Raw genomic sequence first — 15439 nt, 5'->3', positions numbered from 1 at the left:
ACGTGCCAGCTTTAGCCATGACGATCAAACCGCCCGTCGATCTCGCCGGCCTCCGCCGGCTGATCCAGGCCATGCCCGAAGGCGACGAAATCGCGGCCAGTGCCGCCGCCGCCCGCGACGCCGTTCTGACCAAGCCGCCCGGTGCCCTCGGCCGGCTGGAGGATCTGGCGATCCATCTGGCGCGCTGGCAGGGCCGGGCACGGCCGGGCGCCGAATCGATTCGGATCGCGGTCTTCGCCGGCAACCACGGCATCGCCGGCGCCGGGGTCTCGCCCTATCCGGCCAGCGTGACGGCGCAGATGGTGGCGAATTTCGACAACGGTGGCGCCGCCATCAATGCGCTCGCCCGCGCCATCGGTGCCGATCTGGTGGTGACGCCCCTCGACCTCGACCGCCCGACGGCCGATTTCCGTAGCGCCCCTGCCCTGTCCGAAGATGAATTCATCGCCGCCGTCGCCGCCGGCTTCGCCACGGTCGAACCGGGCCTCGACCTCATCTGCCTCGGCGAGATGGGCATCGGCAATACGACGGTGGCGGCGGCGCTCGCGGCCGGTCTCTTCGGCGGCACGGCGGAGGAATGGGTAGGCCCCGGTACCGGTGCCTCGGGCGCCGTGCTCGCCACCAAGATCGCCGCCGTCGCCGGCGCCGCCGCCTTCCACCGCACGGAGAGCGACGATCCCCTCGACCTCGCCCGGCGGCTCGGCGGACGCGAATTGGCCGCCATGCTGGGCGCCTGCATCGCCGCGCGCCACGCCCGCGTGCCCGTGATCCTCGACGGTTATGTCGCGACGGCCGCCGTCGCCCCCCTGGCACTGCTCCGCGATGGCGGCCTGGACCATGCCATTGCCGGCCATTGCTCCGCCGAGCCGGCGCACCGCCGCCTGCTCGACCGCCTCGGCCTCCTGCCCCTTCTCGACCTCGGCATGCGTCTTGGCGAGGCTTCGGGCGCCGCCGTCGCCGCCAGCCTCCTCCGCGCCGCCGCCCGCACCCACGGCGAAATGGCGAGCTTCACCGAAGCCGGCGTCGACGGCAAAGCCTGAGGCTCCACCCCTCACCCCCACCCTCTCCCCGCAAGCGGGGCGAGGGAGTCCGGTCCGAGCCCGCTCCAAGCCCTCGCCCCTCAGGGGAGAGGGTCGGGTGAGGGGCGAAGCACCGCCCTCTCCGGATGAAGGCCCCGGCCTTCGCCGGGGCGACGAGACATTGGTGAGGCGCCCCCAAGCGTCATCCCGGCGAAGGCCGGGATCTTGCGACGAGAAGGCGCTTTCGCCCCCTCAGACGTGCTGGCCGCCGTTGATGTGGAGTTCGGCGCCGGTGACGTAGGAGGATTGTTCGGTGCAGAGGAAATAGATCGCCTTGGCCACTTCGGCGGTGGAGCCGAGACGCCGCAGCGGGATCTGCTCGACCAGTTTTTCCGTGCCCGGCGAGAGAATCGCGGTTTCGATCTCGCCCGGCGAGATGGCGTTGACGCGAACGCCCAGGGGCCCGAAGTCCGCCGCCATTTCGCGGGTCAGGGCGGCCAGCGCCGCCTTGGACGTCGCATAGGCGGAACCGGCGAAGGGATGGACCCGGGAGCCGGCGATGGAGGTCACGTTGACGATCGCGCCCTGGGCGGCCTGGAGTTCCTGCATCAGGCCGCGCGCCAGCAGGACGGGGGCGAAGAAATTCACTCGGAACACCTGGTCCCAGGTCTCGTAGTCCGTGGCGATGGTGCCGAGCCGGCTGCCGCCCGCGCCCTTGGGCGAGATGCCGGCGTTGTTGACCAGGGCGTCGAGCCTTCCGTCGATCAGGCGGCTGCGCATCTCCTCGATCACATGGGGCATGGCGTCGATATCGGCGAGATCGATCTGGACGTGATCCTCCGGCCCGGCCGCCCAGGGGCAATTCTCGGGAAAGGGCTGGCGCGACAGGGTGATCACCCGCCAGCCGGCGGAGGAGAAGCGCTTCACGGTGGCGTGGCCGATCCCCCGGCTGGCACCGGTCAGAATCAGGGTACGGCGGTCGTTTTCGATCACGGGCATGGGCCTGGGCTTCGTCTGTGCCCCGGGGAACGCGGGGGCTTCGGCGCGACCATATCAGACGCCGATGCGCTCCGCATGGCCGTCGTGCTCATCGACGCCCTCGGGGTCTTCGTGAATGATGACCTCCGCCCCCGGATAGGCTTCGATCAGCGATCGTTCCACTGCCTCCGCGACCTCATGGGCCTCGCGCAGCGCCATGTCGGCATCGAGCACGAGATGGAGCTGGATGAAGGTCGAAAGGCCGGAACGCCGCGTGCGCAGGTCGTGGAAGGCCAGCACGCGGTCGTGGCCTTTCACGATGGCGATGATATGCGCCCGCTCCTCGTCCGGCAGTTCGCGGTCCATCAGCATGTCGAGGGCACCGCGCCCGATGCCCCAGGCGCCATGCAACAGAACGCCCGCGATGGCGAGCGCGATGATGCCGTCCGCCCGCAGGAAACCGAATTCGCCGGCCAGCACCAGGGCCAGGATGACCCCGGCATTGGACAGGAGATCGCCCAGGTAGTGCAGCCGGTCGCCCGCCACGGCGATGGAGCCGGTGCGCGCCGCCACCCGCTGCTGATAGGTGACGAGGCCGAGGGTGAGCACGATGGAGACCACCATCACCACGATGCCGAGCGCGCCGTGATCCACCGTCTCGGGCGTCACGATGCGGTCGATCGCCTTGAACAGCAGGAAGACGCCGGAGCCGGTGACGATGGCGGATTGAAGGAGGCCGGCCAGCGCCTCCGCCTTGCCGTGGCCGAAGCGGTGCTCGCGGTCGGCCGGCGTGGTCGCCTGATGGACGGCATAGAGCGTCGCCAGCGATGCCGCCGCATCGAGCGCCGAATCGACCAGGCTGGACATGATGGCGACCGAACCCGACAGGGCATAGGCGACGGTCTTGATGACGATGAGCACCACGGCGACGCCGACCGAAACCATGGTCGCCCGGCGCATGGACCGGGCGGCGTCGGCGACATCGGCCATCGCGCCGGCCGTCATGGTGTGATTTCCGCTCATGCCCGATGATCACCCATCCGCCGCGCCGCCTCAAGCGCGGCGGATGCCGCCGATCTCGGGGATACCGGTCTCAGGGATAAAGGCGATGGACGCGCCAGCCCTGGCCATCGGGGGTGAAGACCACCCGGTCGTGCAGGCGGAACGGCCGGTCCTGCCAGAATTCGATCCGCGCGGGCGTCACCCGAAAGCCGGACCAATGGGGCGGGCGCGGCACGTCGCGCCCCTCGTAGCGCGCCGCGACCTCGGCGATGCGGGCCTCGAAGTCGGCGCGGGCGGCGAGCGGGCGGGACTGGTCGCTGGCCCAGGCGCCGATCTGGGAATCACGGGGACGCGAGGCGAAATATTCGTCCGCCTCGGCATCCTCGACCGGGGCCACCGGACCGGTGATCCGCACCTGGCGGCGCAGGCCCTTCCAGTGGAAATTCAGCCCGGCCCTGGGCTGGCCCAGGAGGGCGCGGCCCTTGTCGCTCTCGAAATTGGTGTAGAAGACGAAGCCCCGCGCGTCGTAACCCTTCATCAGGACGACCCGCACCGAGGGCTGGCCTTCGCCATCGACGGTCGCCAGCGCCATGGCGTTCGGATCGTTGGTTTCCGTCGCGCCCGCCTCGTCGAACCACGTGGCGAAGAGGGCGAAGGGGCCGCGCTCGGCCAGCGCGGCGTCGTCCAGGGACGACAGAAGATCGGACGTGGCGGACATGGGCAGGCACTCCAGTCGGGTCGGACAACGGAACATGGCGCCGCGCCGAGCACAAGCCGGGCAAGAGCGCCATTTTCGCATGGCGGCATGCCGCGCTTGAGGGGGCGCGGGAGACGTCTATAATCCGCGCGCTTTAGGTGCCGCCTTGAGGGAGATCAGCCTATGTCGAACGGCGCCGGCCTGATGGCTGGAAAACGCGGACTTGTGATGGGGGTCGCCAACGACCGTTCCATTGCCTGGGGTATCGCCAAGGCGATCCACGCCCAGGGTGGTCAGCTCGCCTTCACCTATCTGGGCGAGGCGCTGGAGCGCCGCGTCCGTCCGCTGGCGGCCGAGGTCGGCACGCCGGATGATCTGGTGATCCCCTGTGACGTCGCCGAGTTGGAGTCGATCGACACCACCTTCGCGATCCTGAAGGAGAAATGGGGCACGATCGACTTCGTGGTCCACGCCATCGCCTATTCCGACAAGGAAGAGCTGAAGGGCCGCTACGTCGATACGACGCCGGAGAACTTCAAGCAGAGCATGTATATCTCGTGCTTCTCCTTCACGGCGGTGGCCCAGCGCGCGGAAGCGTTGATGCCGAACGGCGGCTCCCTGATCACGCTGACCTATTACGGCGCTGAAAAGGTGATGCCGCATTACAACGTGATGGGTGTCGCCAAGGCCGCGCTCGAGGCTTCGGTGCGCTATCTCGCGGTCGATCTCGGCAAGAACGGGATCCGGGTGAACGCGCTTTCGGCCGGCCCGATCAAGACCCTGGCGGCTTCCGCGATCGGCGATTTCCGCCTGATCCTGAAGTGGAACGAATACAACTCGCCCCTGAAGCGCAACGTCACCATCGACGATGTCGGCGGTGCCGGCCTCTATCTGGTGTCGGACCTGTCGCGCGGCGTCTCGGGCGAGGTGCATCACGTCGATTCGGGCTATCACGTCGTCGGCATGAAGGCCGCCGACGCGCCGGATCTGTCGGTGATCTAATACAAAGGAAAGTCGTCATCCAGGCAGAAGGCCGGGATCTTTGGGGAGCAAAGGCGCCAAAAACGCCCTCCCCGTCGAAAGGTCCCGGCCTGCGCCGGGACGACGCGTTTTTGATGCAAGTGTCCCGAGGTCGAGCAAAGGCATGTCCCACAACAGTTTCGGTCACCTCTTCCGTGTCACCACCTGGGGCGAGAGCCACGGGCCGGCGCTCGGCTGCGTGGTCGACGGCGTGCCGCCGCGCCTGCCCCTGACCGAGGCGGACATCCAGGGCTTTCTCGACAAGCGCAAGCCCGGCCAGAACCGCTTCACCACCCAGCGCCGCGAGCCGGACGAGGTGAAGATCCTGTCCGGCACCTACGAGGGCCTGACCACGGGCACCCCGATCAGCCTGATGATCGAGAACACGGACCAGCGTTCGAAGGATTATTCCGAGATCGCCAAGACCTTCCGCCCCGGCCACGCCGATTTCACCTATCAGGTCAAATACGGTATCCGCGATCCGCGCGGCGGCGGGCGCTCCTCGGCCCGCGAGACGGCGGCAAGGGTCGCCGCCGGCGCCATCGCCCGCAAGGTGCTGGGCCCGGACGTCACCATTCGCGGCGCCCTGATCCAGGTGGGCGCCCGTCTGATCGACCGCGCGCGCTGGGACTGGGCGGAAGTGGACAATAATCCCTTCTTCTGCCCGGACGCCGAGACCGCGAAACTCTGGGAAGCGGATCTCGACGCCGTCCGCAAGGCCGGGTCATCGGTCGGGGCAGTGATCGAAGTCGTCGCTTCGGGCGTGCCCGCCGGCCTCGGCGCGCCGCTCTACGGCAAGCTCGATTCGGATCTCGCCGCCGCGCTGATGTCGATCAATGCGGTGAAGGGCGTCGAGATCGGCGCCGGTTTCGCCGCCGCCGCCCTTCAGGGCGAAGAGAATGCGGACGAGATGGAAATGGCCAACGGCCGCGTCGCCTTTCGCTCCAACAAGGCGGGCGGCATCCTGGGCGGCATCTCGACGGGGCAGGAGGTGGTGGCGCGCTTCGCGGTGAAGCCCACCTCCTCCATCCTGACCCCGCGCGATTCGGTCACCGTCTCGGGCGAGAATACGGAAGTCGTCACCAAGGGCCGTCACGACCCCTGCGTCGGCATCCGCGCCGTGCCCGTGGGCGAGGCGATGATGGCCTGCGTCCTGGCCGACCACCTGATGCGCCACAGGGCCCAAGTAGGATAGGGCCCAAGTAGGATAGGGCCCAGGTGGGCTGACGACGCCTCAGCGCGCCAGCCAGCTTTCCGTATCGGTCACCTGGGCATAGGCAAAGCCCAGCGCCGACATGAAGGCGGCATGGACGTCCGCCGCCGGCACCTTGCGTCCGCCGGCCTCGATGTCGAGGGTGGCGCAGGCATCCTCCACCACCGTCACCTGATAGCCGAGATCGGCCGCCGCCCGCGTCGCCGCGTCGACGCACATATGGCTCATGCTGCCGACGATGGTGACGGCTTCGACGCCGGCTTCCTTCAGGGTGGCGTCGAGGGGCGTGTTCAGGAAGGCATTCACCGCATTCTTCACGATCACCGGCTCGCCGGCCAGGGGGGCCGCCTTGGGGTGGATCGCCGCGCCCTCGCTGCCGGGCGCGAAGAAGGGCGCCGCCTCCATCGGGAATTCATGGCGGATGTGGATCACCTTGTCGCCCTTGGCGCGGGCCGCCGCGATCACCTGCGCCGCCTTGTCCGCCGCCGCCTCGACCCCGACCAGGGGCCATTTGCCGCCGGGGAAGTAATCCTTCTGGATGTCGACCACGATCACCGCATGCTTGCTCATCGTCTTTCCTCCTGGTCTCGAAGACGCATCTTGATAGCGCGGCGGCTTTCGGGTTTGGATTGGCGGGACCGACAATGAACGGGGCAAAACCGACAAAGCGATGACCGAGATCGCCCTGCTGCTCTATCCCGGTGCTCAGATGGCCGCGATCCACGGCCTGACCGACATTTTCGCCGTAGCCGGGCGGCTGGCGCGGGACCGGCTGGGGCCGGAGGCATTGGCGCCGCGGGTCTGCCATTGGTCGGCCGGGCCGGACGGCGTCCTGGCCTGCACTTTCGACAATGCGCCGGGCATGCCCCATGCGCCGCGCTTCGTGATCGCGCCGCCGTCCCTGGCGCCCCTGCCGACGGGCGATTCCTTCCGCCCCTTCGCCGACTGGATGCGCGCGGCCCATGCCGGCGGCGCAGTGCTCGGCTCGGTCTGCGCCGGGGCTTTCGTGCTGGCCGAAACCGGGCTGCTGGACGGGCGCCGCGCCACCACCCATTGGGGCTATGCCGAGCGTCTGGCGCGCGCGCACCCGGCGATCAGGGTCGATGCCGGCCCCCTGGTCATCGACGAGGGCGACATCGTCACCGCCGGCGGCGTCATGGCCTGGACCGATCTCGGCCTGGTGCTGGTCGAGCGCCTGATGGGCCCGACCCTGATGCTGGAGACCGCGCGCTTCCTGCTGATCGATCCGCCGGGACGCGAGCAGCGGCCCTATGAACGCTTTCGCCCGCGCCTCGACCATGGCGACGCGGCGATCCTGGCGGTCCAGCACTGGCTGGCGGCGACTGGGGCGAAAGGTGCCGATCTCGCCGCCATGACAGCGAGGGCGAGGCTGGAGGAACGCACCTTCCTGCGCCGTTTCCGCAAGGCGACGGGCCTGCGCCCAACCGAATATTGCCAGCAGATCCGGATCGAGAAGGCGCGCGAGATGCTGGAACTCGGCAATCTGCCGATCGATGCCGTTGCCCATGACGTCGGCTACGACGATCCCGCCAGCTTCCGCCGCCTGTTCCAGCGCCTGACCGGCCTTTCCCCCGGCGACTACCGCCGCCGTTTCCGCGCGGCGCGGGACTAGAGGTCCAGGAAGAAACGCAGGATCGCTTCGGTCGCGTTCAGATTGCCGCTGCTGCGCCCGCTCTTCCGTTCGCCCAACTGGCTCGACAGCGGCGGCCAGGCATGGCCCCCGCCCTCGATCCAGAGGCCGCGCAGCCGGACACCGCCCGCGCAGCCGCCATAATCGGACCGGCGGACCCGTGTGCCGTCGTCGACCGTCGCGGGCAGCGGCGTATCGCGGGGCGTCGCGGCGCAGCCGGCCGCGGCGGCGAAGCGCGCCAGCGAATCGGGGGCCGCGATCACCTCGCCCCGCTCGCAGAAGACCTTGGCGACATGGGCGCAGACGAGGCCGCCGGCGAAGGGCACGATCGGATCCTCCACACCGTTGACGGCAAGGACCGAGATCGGCCGCGACGGCCGGCAGGCGCCGGCAATCGGCTTCGGCACGGCGCCGATCACGGGGGCGATGGCGGCGACCAGATCCGCCGCCTCGCAGCCGACGCGCCAGGCCATCATGCCGCCGTTGGACGCCCCGGTGACGAAGACCCGGCGGCGGTCCAGAGGCACGCGGCGGGCGATGTCGTCCACCAGGGCGCGCATGAAGGCGACATCGTCGATGCCGGCCTCGGACGAGGCGAGCGTGCCACGCCCGTCGTTCCAGCGCAGGGTCTGGCGGCGGCCGGGCTCGCGATAGGCGTCCGGATAGGCGACGGCGATCCCCATGCGCTCCACATAGGCGCCGAAGCCGAGATGGCGGGCCATCTTCTCCCCGGTGCCATAGGTCCCGTGCAGCACGATGACCAGGGGCAGCGGCCCGCCCGCCGGCGCGCGCGGCACGTCCAGCAGATAGTGGCGCTGGCGTCCGTCCGCCGTCGTCAGGTCGAATTCGGCCGGCGCCGCCCGCCCCGTCCCCGGCATGGCGAGGGCCAGCAGAAGGAGAAGAAGGGCGGCACCGCGCGTCATGGCGCCGCCACGCCCCAGAACTTCAGCAGTTCGAGCGAGGAACAGACGCCGACGTCGCTGACCAGTTGGGAGAGGCCTTGCGGTTCGACGCCGCAGCCGTGGGCGGCATCGACCGGCACCGAATGGCCGATACCCTGGAGATCGACATATTGCACCGCCGGGCGACCATCCGGGCCGGTCCATGTCTCGCGCCGGTAGGGGCCGACCGTGTCGATGACCGGCGCGTCGTTCTGCAGGCCCATCAGGCCCAGCCACTGGTTGCGCACGCGCGGTCCGTTGGACGGCCCGATCATCAGGTCGTCGCTGCCGTGCCAGACCGAGAGGCGCGGCCAGGGGCCCTTCCAGTCGATCCGCTCGGTGATGCGGGCGGCGAGATCCGCCGCGTCCTCGGTGCCGAAGCCGGCCATGGCGTAGGGCGCCACCACCATCGCCCGGCTCTGGCCCACCGGCAGGCTGCCGAAGGTGCCGCCGCCGGCGATCAGGTCCGGGTAGCTGGCCATGAGGATCAGCGCCATGCTGCCGCCCGCCGAATGGCCGGTGACGAAGATCCGTGCCGGATCGAGGTCGAAGGTGCGCACCATGGCGGTGATCATCGAATGGATGGAGACCGGCTCGTCGCCGTCCGGTCCCTGCTCCCAGGCGTTGAACCACTGGAAGCAATAGTTGATGTCGTTGAAGACGTTCTGCCCCGGCATCAGGACGGCGAAACCATATTGGTCGGCCAGGGTGAGCCAGCCGGTCTCGTCGGCATATTCCTCGGCGTGCTGGAAGCAATGATGCAGGGCCACCACCAGGGGCGCGCCGGGGGCGAGGCCGGCCGGCACATAGGCCTTCATGGAAAGGCCGGCGGGGTTGGGCCCGAATTCCTCGTAGTCGGTGGCGCGACTGACGTCGACGGGCCGTTGGAGCGCGCAACCGGAGGCCGCCATGACCGCCAGGATGACGAACAGGATGCGAAGCAAGGGCGACTTCCCCGAAATCCCAATGTTTTGGGTGTCTTACTGTGTCTCCGGCCGACGATCGGCCTCGGCGCACCTTGCGGGCTCGACCTTTGCTTTGCAAGCCCCGCCCCGCGGCCTATAGTCCGCGCCGGACGGTGCCGCCCCCAAGACCGAAAACGATGCGCGTTCCCCAGGACATTCTGCTGATCATCGCGAGTCTCGTGTTTCTCGCCTTCACCATCGGCTATCTGCTGCATTTCCGCCGGCCGGAAGGCACGCCCTGGCCCATGCGCCTGCTGGCCGTGCTGTCGGGGGCCACGACGGGCGGTATCATCGCCGAGATCACCGACACCCGCGCCACCTGGACCAGCTTCGCCGCCGGCCTCGCGCTGATGGGCGCCGCCGGCGCGCTCTACGCCTGGACCATCCTGACCACGCGGCGCCAGCGCCTGTCGGTCGCCTTTTCCGGCGACCAGCCCGATTTCCTGCTGCAGGACGGGCCCTATCGCCTGGTCCGCCACCCGTTCTATACCGCCTATCTGCTCTATTGGCTGGGCGGTGTCTGCGCCGCGCGGGAGCCCTTGCTGCTGCTCGCCGTCGCGGTCATGGCCATCGGCTTCGCCGCCGCCGCCCGGCGCGAGGAGGGCAAATTCGCCGCCAGTACCCTGGCCGGGGCCTATGACGCCTATCGCGCCCGCACCGGCATGTTCCTGCCGCGCCTGACACGCCGGGGCTGACACCATGTCCGTGTCACCCGACGCGGGCCGACGGCGCCGCGAGCTGGACCTGCTGCGAATCTTCGCCTGCTTCATCCAGTTCCCGTTCCATACCGCCAAGGTCTTCGATTTCGACCCGGCCTATCACGTGAAGAACGCCGTCGCCTCCGGCGCGCTGGATCTCTTCGCCGCCTTCTCGCATGTCTGGCGGATGCCGCTGTTCTTCTTCATCGCGGGCTTCGCGGCGGCGACCGCGCTGTCGTCGCGCACCACCGGCTTCTTCGTCTTCGATCGCTTCAAGCGCCTGCTGCCGCCGCTCCTCGTCGGACTGCTGCTGTTCGCGCCGGCGATCAAATATCTGGAGCGGCTGGGCGGCATCGATCTGCGCCCCAGCGGGCTGCGCCACCCGCCCGGTCCCTTTCACGAGAATTATCTCGACTTCTACTACGGCTTCTTCACCCATCTGAACCAGTTCACCTGGTCGCACCTCTGGTTCCTGGTCTATCTGCTGCTGTTCACCCTGCTGTTCACCGGGCTGATGCGCCGGATCGCGCTGTCCTACGACCGCTGGCGGGGTCATGTCGGCTGGCTGCTGGCGCCGGCCCTGATCGCGGCGGCGGCCGAGATCCTGCTGCGTCCGCGCTTCGGCGACCTGCCCAATCTGTCGAGCGATTTCGCCAATCTGACGATCGAGGTCACCTGTTTCCTGATGGGCGCGATCGTCTCGCGCCAGCCCCGGATCGAGGCCGTGGTGACGGCAAGGCCGCTGAGCCTGCTGGCCCTCGGTTTCCTGTCGTTCGCGGTCTATTACGCCGGGCAGGCCGGCCTGCCCCACGACGTCGCGCCGCCGTTCTGGGCGCTCGGCGCGCGGGGGATCGCCGCCTGGTGCTTCGTCGCCGGGCTGCTGGGCCTCGGGCGGCGCTGGCAGCGCCCGCATGGCGCCTTCGACCGCTATATGACGGAGGCGACCCTGCCGCTCTACGTGCTGCACCACCTGCCGGTGGTGGCGCTGGCCTTCATCGTGGTGCCGCTGGAGATGGCCCTGTGGCTGAAGGCGGCGGTGATCTGCCTCGGCTCGATCACCGTCACCTTCGCCGCCTATCACCTGATCGTCCGGCCCTTCGGCCCGACCCGCTTCCTCTTCGGCCTGAAGCCCAGGAGGCGCTGAGAGACGAAGCCTCAGGCCGCCTTCGACTGGGTGGCGCCGGGGGCGAGCATGTATTCGGCCGCCTTTTCCGCCGTCATGATGGTCGGGGCATTGGTATTGCCGCCGATCAGCGTCGGATGGATCGAGGCATCGACCACCGACAGGCCTTCCAGCCCGTGGACACGGCATTTGTCGTCCACCACCGCCATGTCGTCATGGCCCATCTTGCAGGTGCCGACCGGGTGATAGACCGTCTCGGCGTTGCGGCGCAGATAGGCTTCGATCTCGGCGTCGGTCTGCGCCTGTTCCCAGGTGAAGTCGTGGTTGGGCGCCACCTTGTCGGCGAAGGCCTGGTCCTTGATGACGTCGCGCGAGAGCTTGAAGGCCCGGATCAGGCATTCGACGTCCTCGCGCTCGGCCAGGTAATTGGGGTCGATCGCGGGATCGGCGAAGGGATCGGCCGACTTGATCCACAGGCGCCCGATCGACTGCGGCCGCAACTGGCAGGCATGGGTCGAGAAGCCGTGGCCGAACTTGGTGTTCAGACCGTGGTTCTCGAGGATCGCCGGAATGAAATGCATCTGCACGTCGGGGCGCGGATCGTCCGGATTGGTGCGCGCGAAACAGCCCGCCTCGGCGACATTGGTGGTGTAGATGCCGCGCTTGCGGGTCCAGTAGTCGATCAGCCCCATGGGGCCGCGCCACGCCATGCGCCACGAGAAGCCATAGGACTCTGCGGTCTTCGTGCGCTGCTGGAGGGTGATGTCGAGATGGTCGCGCAGGTTCTTGCCCACCCCCGGCAATTCGTGGCGGACGGTGACGCCGGCGGCCTTCAGGTCGGCCGGATCGCCGATGCCCGAAAGCTGGAGCACCTGGGGCGAATTGATGGCGCCGCCGCACAGCACCACGCTCTCCGCCGCTTCCTCGTAGCGCACGGCCCCCTTCTGACGGAAGCGCACGCCGCGCGCCCGCTTGCCGTCGAGTTCGATGCTCATGACATGGGCGGCGGTCTCGATGGTCAGGTTCGGGCGCTCCATGATCTCCCACAGATAGGCGCGGGCGGCGGAATAGCGCTGCCCTTCCTTCTGGGTGAGCTGGTAATAGCCGATGCCTTCCTGTTCGGCGCCGTTGAAATCCGTCGTCTCGCTCAGGCCCCAGCGCTTGCCGGCCTCGATATAGAGGTTGCACAGGGGATTGGGATGGCGCGGATCGGTGACGTTCAGCGGCCCGTGGTTGCCGTGATACTGGTCCGTGATGCGCTCGTTGTGCTCCGACTTCCGGAAATAGGGCAGGCAACGGTCGTAGGACCAGTCCTCGAGCCCGAGGGCCGCCCAGTCGTCGTAGTCGCCCCGGTGGCCGCGGGTATAGATCATCGCATTGATGGAGGAGGAACCGCCGAGCGTCTTGCCGCGCGGCCAGAACATCTCGCGCCCGTCCATATGCTTCTGGGCGACGGTGTGGAAACCCCAGTTGCGGGTCTTCGAGCGCATGAGCGCGACGACGCCGAAGGGCATCTGCACCGACCAGTGCCTGTCCGTCGGCCCGGCCTCGAGCAGCAGGACCTTGGTGTTCGGATTGGCCGACAGCCGATTGGCCATCACGCAACCCGCCGACCCCGCACCGACGATGATGTAGTCGTACATGTTCCCTCTCCCCGGGCCTTATCTCTTGGCCGGTTCCCCGACGTTCCGCGAGAACCGACAAATTGTCAGTCGTCAAAATACCGCAACGAACCGGCGAGAAAAGCAAAAATTGCGCTGTGGCGGATGCACCGTTTCCAACGCCGGCGGGGTTCGACCATAGGGGATGCAGGCGCGGGTTGCGAGAAGCCGGACCTGTGGGGGCCGGAGCATTCCCACGCCCTCGCATTCCGGATCGGGGCCGTCGTGGCGGCCACCGCCGATTCCATGGCATTCTGTAGCCGGCCTGCGTGCCAGCCAGGAGGCGTCGTGCTCGCGCATCTGAAGTCGCTGATCGAGACCCGCTTTCCCCGCGCCTTCGCCCTGCTCGCCGATCTGCGCGACGGCCGGGCGATGAAGGACGGCGAAGCGGAGATGTGCCTTCTGCGCGAGATCGTCTCGGCCGGGGAGACGGCGTGCGACGTCGGCGCCAACCGCGGCCTCTACAGTTTCTGGCTGCTGCGCCTCGGGGCGCGGGTCTTCGCCTTCGAGCCCAATCCGCGCCTGGTCCGGATCATGCGCCTGCGTTTTCGCCGGGCGCTGGCCGAGGGGCGCCTGACGGTCACCGCCTGCGCCGCGAGCGATCGGGCCGGTGACGCCGTGCTCCACGTCCCGTCGGAGGCTTCCGCCCTCGCCACGGTCGAGAATGCGGCGATCGCCCGGATGGACGGGACGACGGCGGAAGACATGAACGTGCCGCGCGCCCGCCTGGACGATCTCGTCCGGGAGGAGACCGTCGATTTCGTGAAGATCGACGTCGAGGGTCACGAACTGGCGGTGGTCGAGGGCGCGCGAACCATCATCGGCCGCGATCTGCCGACCCTGCTGATCGAGGCGGAGGAACGCCATCGCCCCGGTGCCGTCGCCTCGCTGCGTACCGCACTCGCGCCTTTCGGCTTCGAGGGTTTCTATTTCGATCAGGGGCGTCTCCACCCGATCGCCGGCTTCGATCCGCCGCGCCATCAGAATATCGGGGCGCTGAATGCCGCCGGCACCCTGAAGCGTCCCGGCACCACCTATATCAACAACTTCCTCTTCGTCGCCCGGCCCGAGGTGCGCGCGCGTCTGGGCGGCCGGATCGTCGAGGGCTGAGGCTCAGGCTTCCACGCCCGCGGCCGCCAGCGCCGCCGCCTGGCGATCCGCGACCACCCCGGCATCGAAGCCGTCCAGCGCGTCGTTGAACAGGCGGTACCAATTGTGGTGGGCATCGAGATGCAGGAAGACGGAGCCGAGGCCGATGGCCGCGCGGTCCATGAAGACGAATTCGCGCGGCGGGCGCAGCGGCCCGAGATCCTTGAGGCGGCGGTGCACCTCCATCATCTCGCGCCGTCCGTATTGGGCGGGAGAGACGCCGTCGGCGATGCTGCGCACCCGGTCGTCCAGCAGCGGACCATAGATGAAGCGGGCCCATATGTTCAGGGTCTCGATCATCTCGTTGGTCAGATTGCCGAAGCCCCAGGTTTCATAGGCATGGACGGCGCGGGCCTCGTCCCCCGTTTCGAGGGCGCGGTAGAGATCGACCACGCCGGCGACGAAACGATTGGGGAAGATCCGGATGCAGCCGTAGTCGAGAAGGTTGATGCCCTCGCCCCCGTCCCGGACCGTGTAATTGCCGAGGTGCGGATCGCCGTGGATGATGCCGACCCGGGCGAAGGGCAGCCACCAGGCGCGGAACAGCACCTGTGCCAGATGGTTGCGCATCTCCTCGGCGGCGCCCTTCCAATCCAGGATCGGGGTGCCGTCCAGCCACGTCATGGTCAGCAGGCGGCGGGTGGAGAGTTCGGCCATGGGCACCGGCACGCGGATCGCCGTCTCCTCCGCGAGGACGGCGCCGTAGAGGCGCATGTGCGCCGCCTCGCGCTTGTAATCCAGCTCTTCCCGCAGGCGGTCCGAGATTTCCTCGTAGATTTCCGCCGTGTCGATCACGCTCGACATGCGCTTGTGGATGGAGAGAGCGAGCTTCAATTGCTTCAGATCGGCTTCGACGGCCGAGAGCATGTCGGGATATTGCAGCTTCACGGCCAGCGCGGTGCCGTCATGCGTCGTCGCGCGATGCACCTGGCCGAGGGAGGCGGCACCCACCGCCTCCTGCCCGAAGTCGGCGAAACGGCCGCGCCAGTCGGGGCCGAGTTCGGCGCTCATCCGCCTTCGCACGAAGGGCCAGCCCATGGACGGGGCCTGGGACTGCAGGGTCGCCAGTTCCTTGGCGAATTCCTCCGGCACCGCGTCGGGCACGGTCGCCAGGATCTGGGCGACCTTCATCAAGGGCCCCTTCAGGCCCCCCAGGGCGCTGCGCAATTCGCCGGCGATCTTGGCGTAATCCGCCTCGGTGCCGGTGATGCGGCGCCCGGCCTCGCGCATGGCGAGACCGCCCATGGCGCCCGTTACCTTGGCGTAACGGCGGGCGCGGCTGGTGAAACGATTGCCTTCCGCGTCCCGCTCGTCATCCATGG

The 15439-nt window shown here is 68.5% G+C and carries 15 protein-coding genes; 7 read left to right on the top strand and 8 right to left on the bottom strand.

From position 1 onward, the window contains the following. Window positions 1-17: 17 nt before the first annotated feature. Window positions 18-1040, top strand: a complete 1023-nt coding sequence (gene cobT / locus L2U69_RS10365) for a nicotinate-nucleotide--dimethylbenzimidazole phosphoribosyltransferase (RefSeq protein ID WP_236106732.1) — start codon at window positions 18-20, stop codon at window positions 1038-1040. A gap of 231 nt (window positions 1041-1271) precedes the next feature. Here the strand turns inward: cobT and L2U69_RS10360 are convergent, their stop codons facing one another. The 3 genes from L2U69_RS10360 to pdxH form a co-directional block, all read right to left on the bottom strand. Next, entirely contained in the window at window positions 1272-2018 is a 747-nt protein-coding gene (locus L2U69_RS10360; RefSeq protein WP_236106731.1) for an SDR family NAD(P)-dependent oxidoreductase, read from the bottom strand. A 54-nt stretch (window positions 2019-2072) separates the two neighbouring features. Next, complete coding sequence (locus L2U69_RS10355) at window positions 2073-3020, bottom strand: cation diffusion facilitator family transporter (RefSeq protein WP_236106730.1); 948 nt, start codon at window positions 3018-3020, stop codon at window positions 2073-2075. A gap of 70 nt (window positions 3021-3090) precedes the next feature. Then, window positions 3091-3696 carry a pyridoxamine 5'-phosphate oxidase gene (gene pdxH / locus L2U69_RS10350; RefSeq protein ID WP_236106894.1) on the bottom strand — a complete coding sequence of 202 codons (606 nt, stop codon included), beginning with the start codon at window positions 3694-3696 and terminating at the stop codon, window positions 3091-3093. Between the two features lie 183 nt (window positions 3697-3879). Here pdxH and fabI point away from each other — a divergent pair, with 183 nt between their 5' ends. Together fabI and aroC are read left to right on the top strand one after the other, a co-directional pair. Next, window positions 3880-4698 (top strand): enoyl-ACP reductase FabI, encoded by an 819-nt coding sequence (gene fabI / locus L2U69_RS10345; protein ID WP_236106729.1) that lies wholly within the window; start codon window positions 3880-3882, stop codon window positions 4696-4698. 142 nt (window positions 4699-4840) lie between these two features. Next, a complete protein-coding gene (gene aroC / locus L2U69_RS10340) occupies window positions 4841-5911 on the top strand; it encodes a chorismate synthase (RefSeq protein ID WP_236106728.1) in 1071 nt (356 codons plus the stop codon). Between the two features lie 39 nt (window positions 5912-5950). On the opposite strand, the gene L2U69_RS10335 is transcribed toward aroC, so the two are convergent. Beyond that, window positions 5951-6499 carry a cysteine hydrolase family protein gene (locus L2U69_RS10335; protein WP_236106727.1) on the bottom strand — a complete coding sequence of 183 codons (549 nt, stop codon included), beginning with the start codon at window positions 6497-6499 and terminating at the stop codon, window positions 5951-5953. 100 nt (window positions 6500-6599) lie between these two features. Between L2U69_RS10335 and L2U69_RS10330 the strand changes: the two genes are divergently transcribed. Further along, window positions 6600-7562: a GlxA family transcriptional regulator gene (locus L2U69_RS10330; protein WP_236106726.1), complete on the top strand. Its 963-nt coding sequence runs from the start codon at window positions 6600-6602 to the stop codon at window positions 7560-7562. Here L2U69_RS10330 and L2U69_RS10325 read toward each other — a convergent pair. After that, entirely contained in the window at window positions 7559-8503 is a 945-nt protein-coding gene (locus L2U69_RS10325) for an alpha/beta hydrolase family esterase (protein ID WP_236106725.1), read from the bottom strand. The genes L2U69_RS10330 and L2U69_RS10325 overlap by 4 nt on opposite strands. Further along, entirely contained in the window at window positions 8500-9465 is a 966-nt protein-coding gene (locus L2U69_RS10320; RefSeq protein WP_236106724.1) for an extracellular catalytic domain type 1 short-chain-length polyhydroxyalkanoate depolymerase, read from the bottom strand. The genes L2U69_RS10325 and L2U69_RS10320 overlap by 4 nt, the downstream gene beginning before the upstream one ends. A gap of 158 nt (window positions 9466-9623) precedes the next feature. Here L2U69_RS10320 and L2U69_RS10315 point away from each other — a divergent pair, with 158 nt between their 5' ends. Both L2U69_RS10315 and L2U69_RS10310 read left to right on the top strand, forming a co-directional pair. Further along, window positions 9624-10181, top strand: a complete 558-nt coding sequence (locus tag L2U69_RS10315; protein WP_236106723.1) for a methyltransferase family protein — start codon at window positions 9624-9626, stop codon at window positions 10179-10181. A 4-nt stretch (window positions 10182-10185) separates the two neighbouring features. Further along, on the top strand, window positions 10186-11328 hold the full coding sequence (locus L2U69_RS10310) for an acyltransferase family protein (protein WP_236106722.1): 1143 nt from the start codon (window positions 10186-10188) through the stop codon (window positions 11326-11328). Between the two features lie 11 nt (window positions 11329-11339). Here the strand turns inward: L2U69_RS10310 and L2U69_RS10305 are convergent, their stop codons facing one another. Then, on the bottom strand, window positions 11340-12950 hold the full coding sequence (locus tag L2U69_RS10305; RefSeq protein WP_236106721.1) for a GMC family oxidoreductase: 1611 nt from the start codon (window positions 12948-12950) through the stop codon (window positions 11340-11342). Between the two features lie 306 nt (window positions 12951-13256). Between L2U69_RS10305 and L2U69_RS10300 the strand changes: the two genes are divergently transcribed. Beyond that, on the top strand, window positions 13257-14078 hold the full coding sequence (locus L2U69_RS10300; protein ID WP_236106720.1) for an FkbM family methyltransferase: 822 nt from the start codon (window positions 13257-13259) through the stop codon (window positions 14076-14078). 3 nt (window positions 14079-14081) lie between these two features. On the opposite strand, the gene L2U69_RS10295 is transcribed toward L2U69_RS10300, so the two are convergent. After that, entirely contained in the window at window positions 14082-15437 is a 1356-nt protein-coding gene (locus L2U69_RS10295) for an ABC1 kinase family protein (protein ID WP_236106719.1), read from the bottom strand. Window positions 15438-15439 lie beyond the last annotated feature (2 nt).

The sequence above is a fragment of the Zavarzinia marina genome (genome assembly GCF_021568905.1).
GTDB lineage: Bacteria > Pseudomonadota > Alphaproteobacteria > Zavarziniales > Zavarziniaceae > Zavarzinia > Zavarzinia marina.
This window is presented reverse-complemented; position numbering and strand designations above follow the sequence as displayed.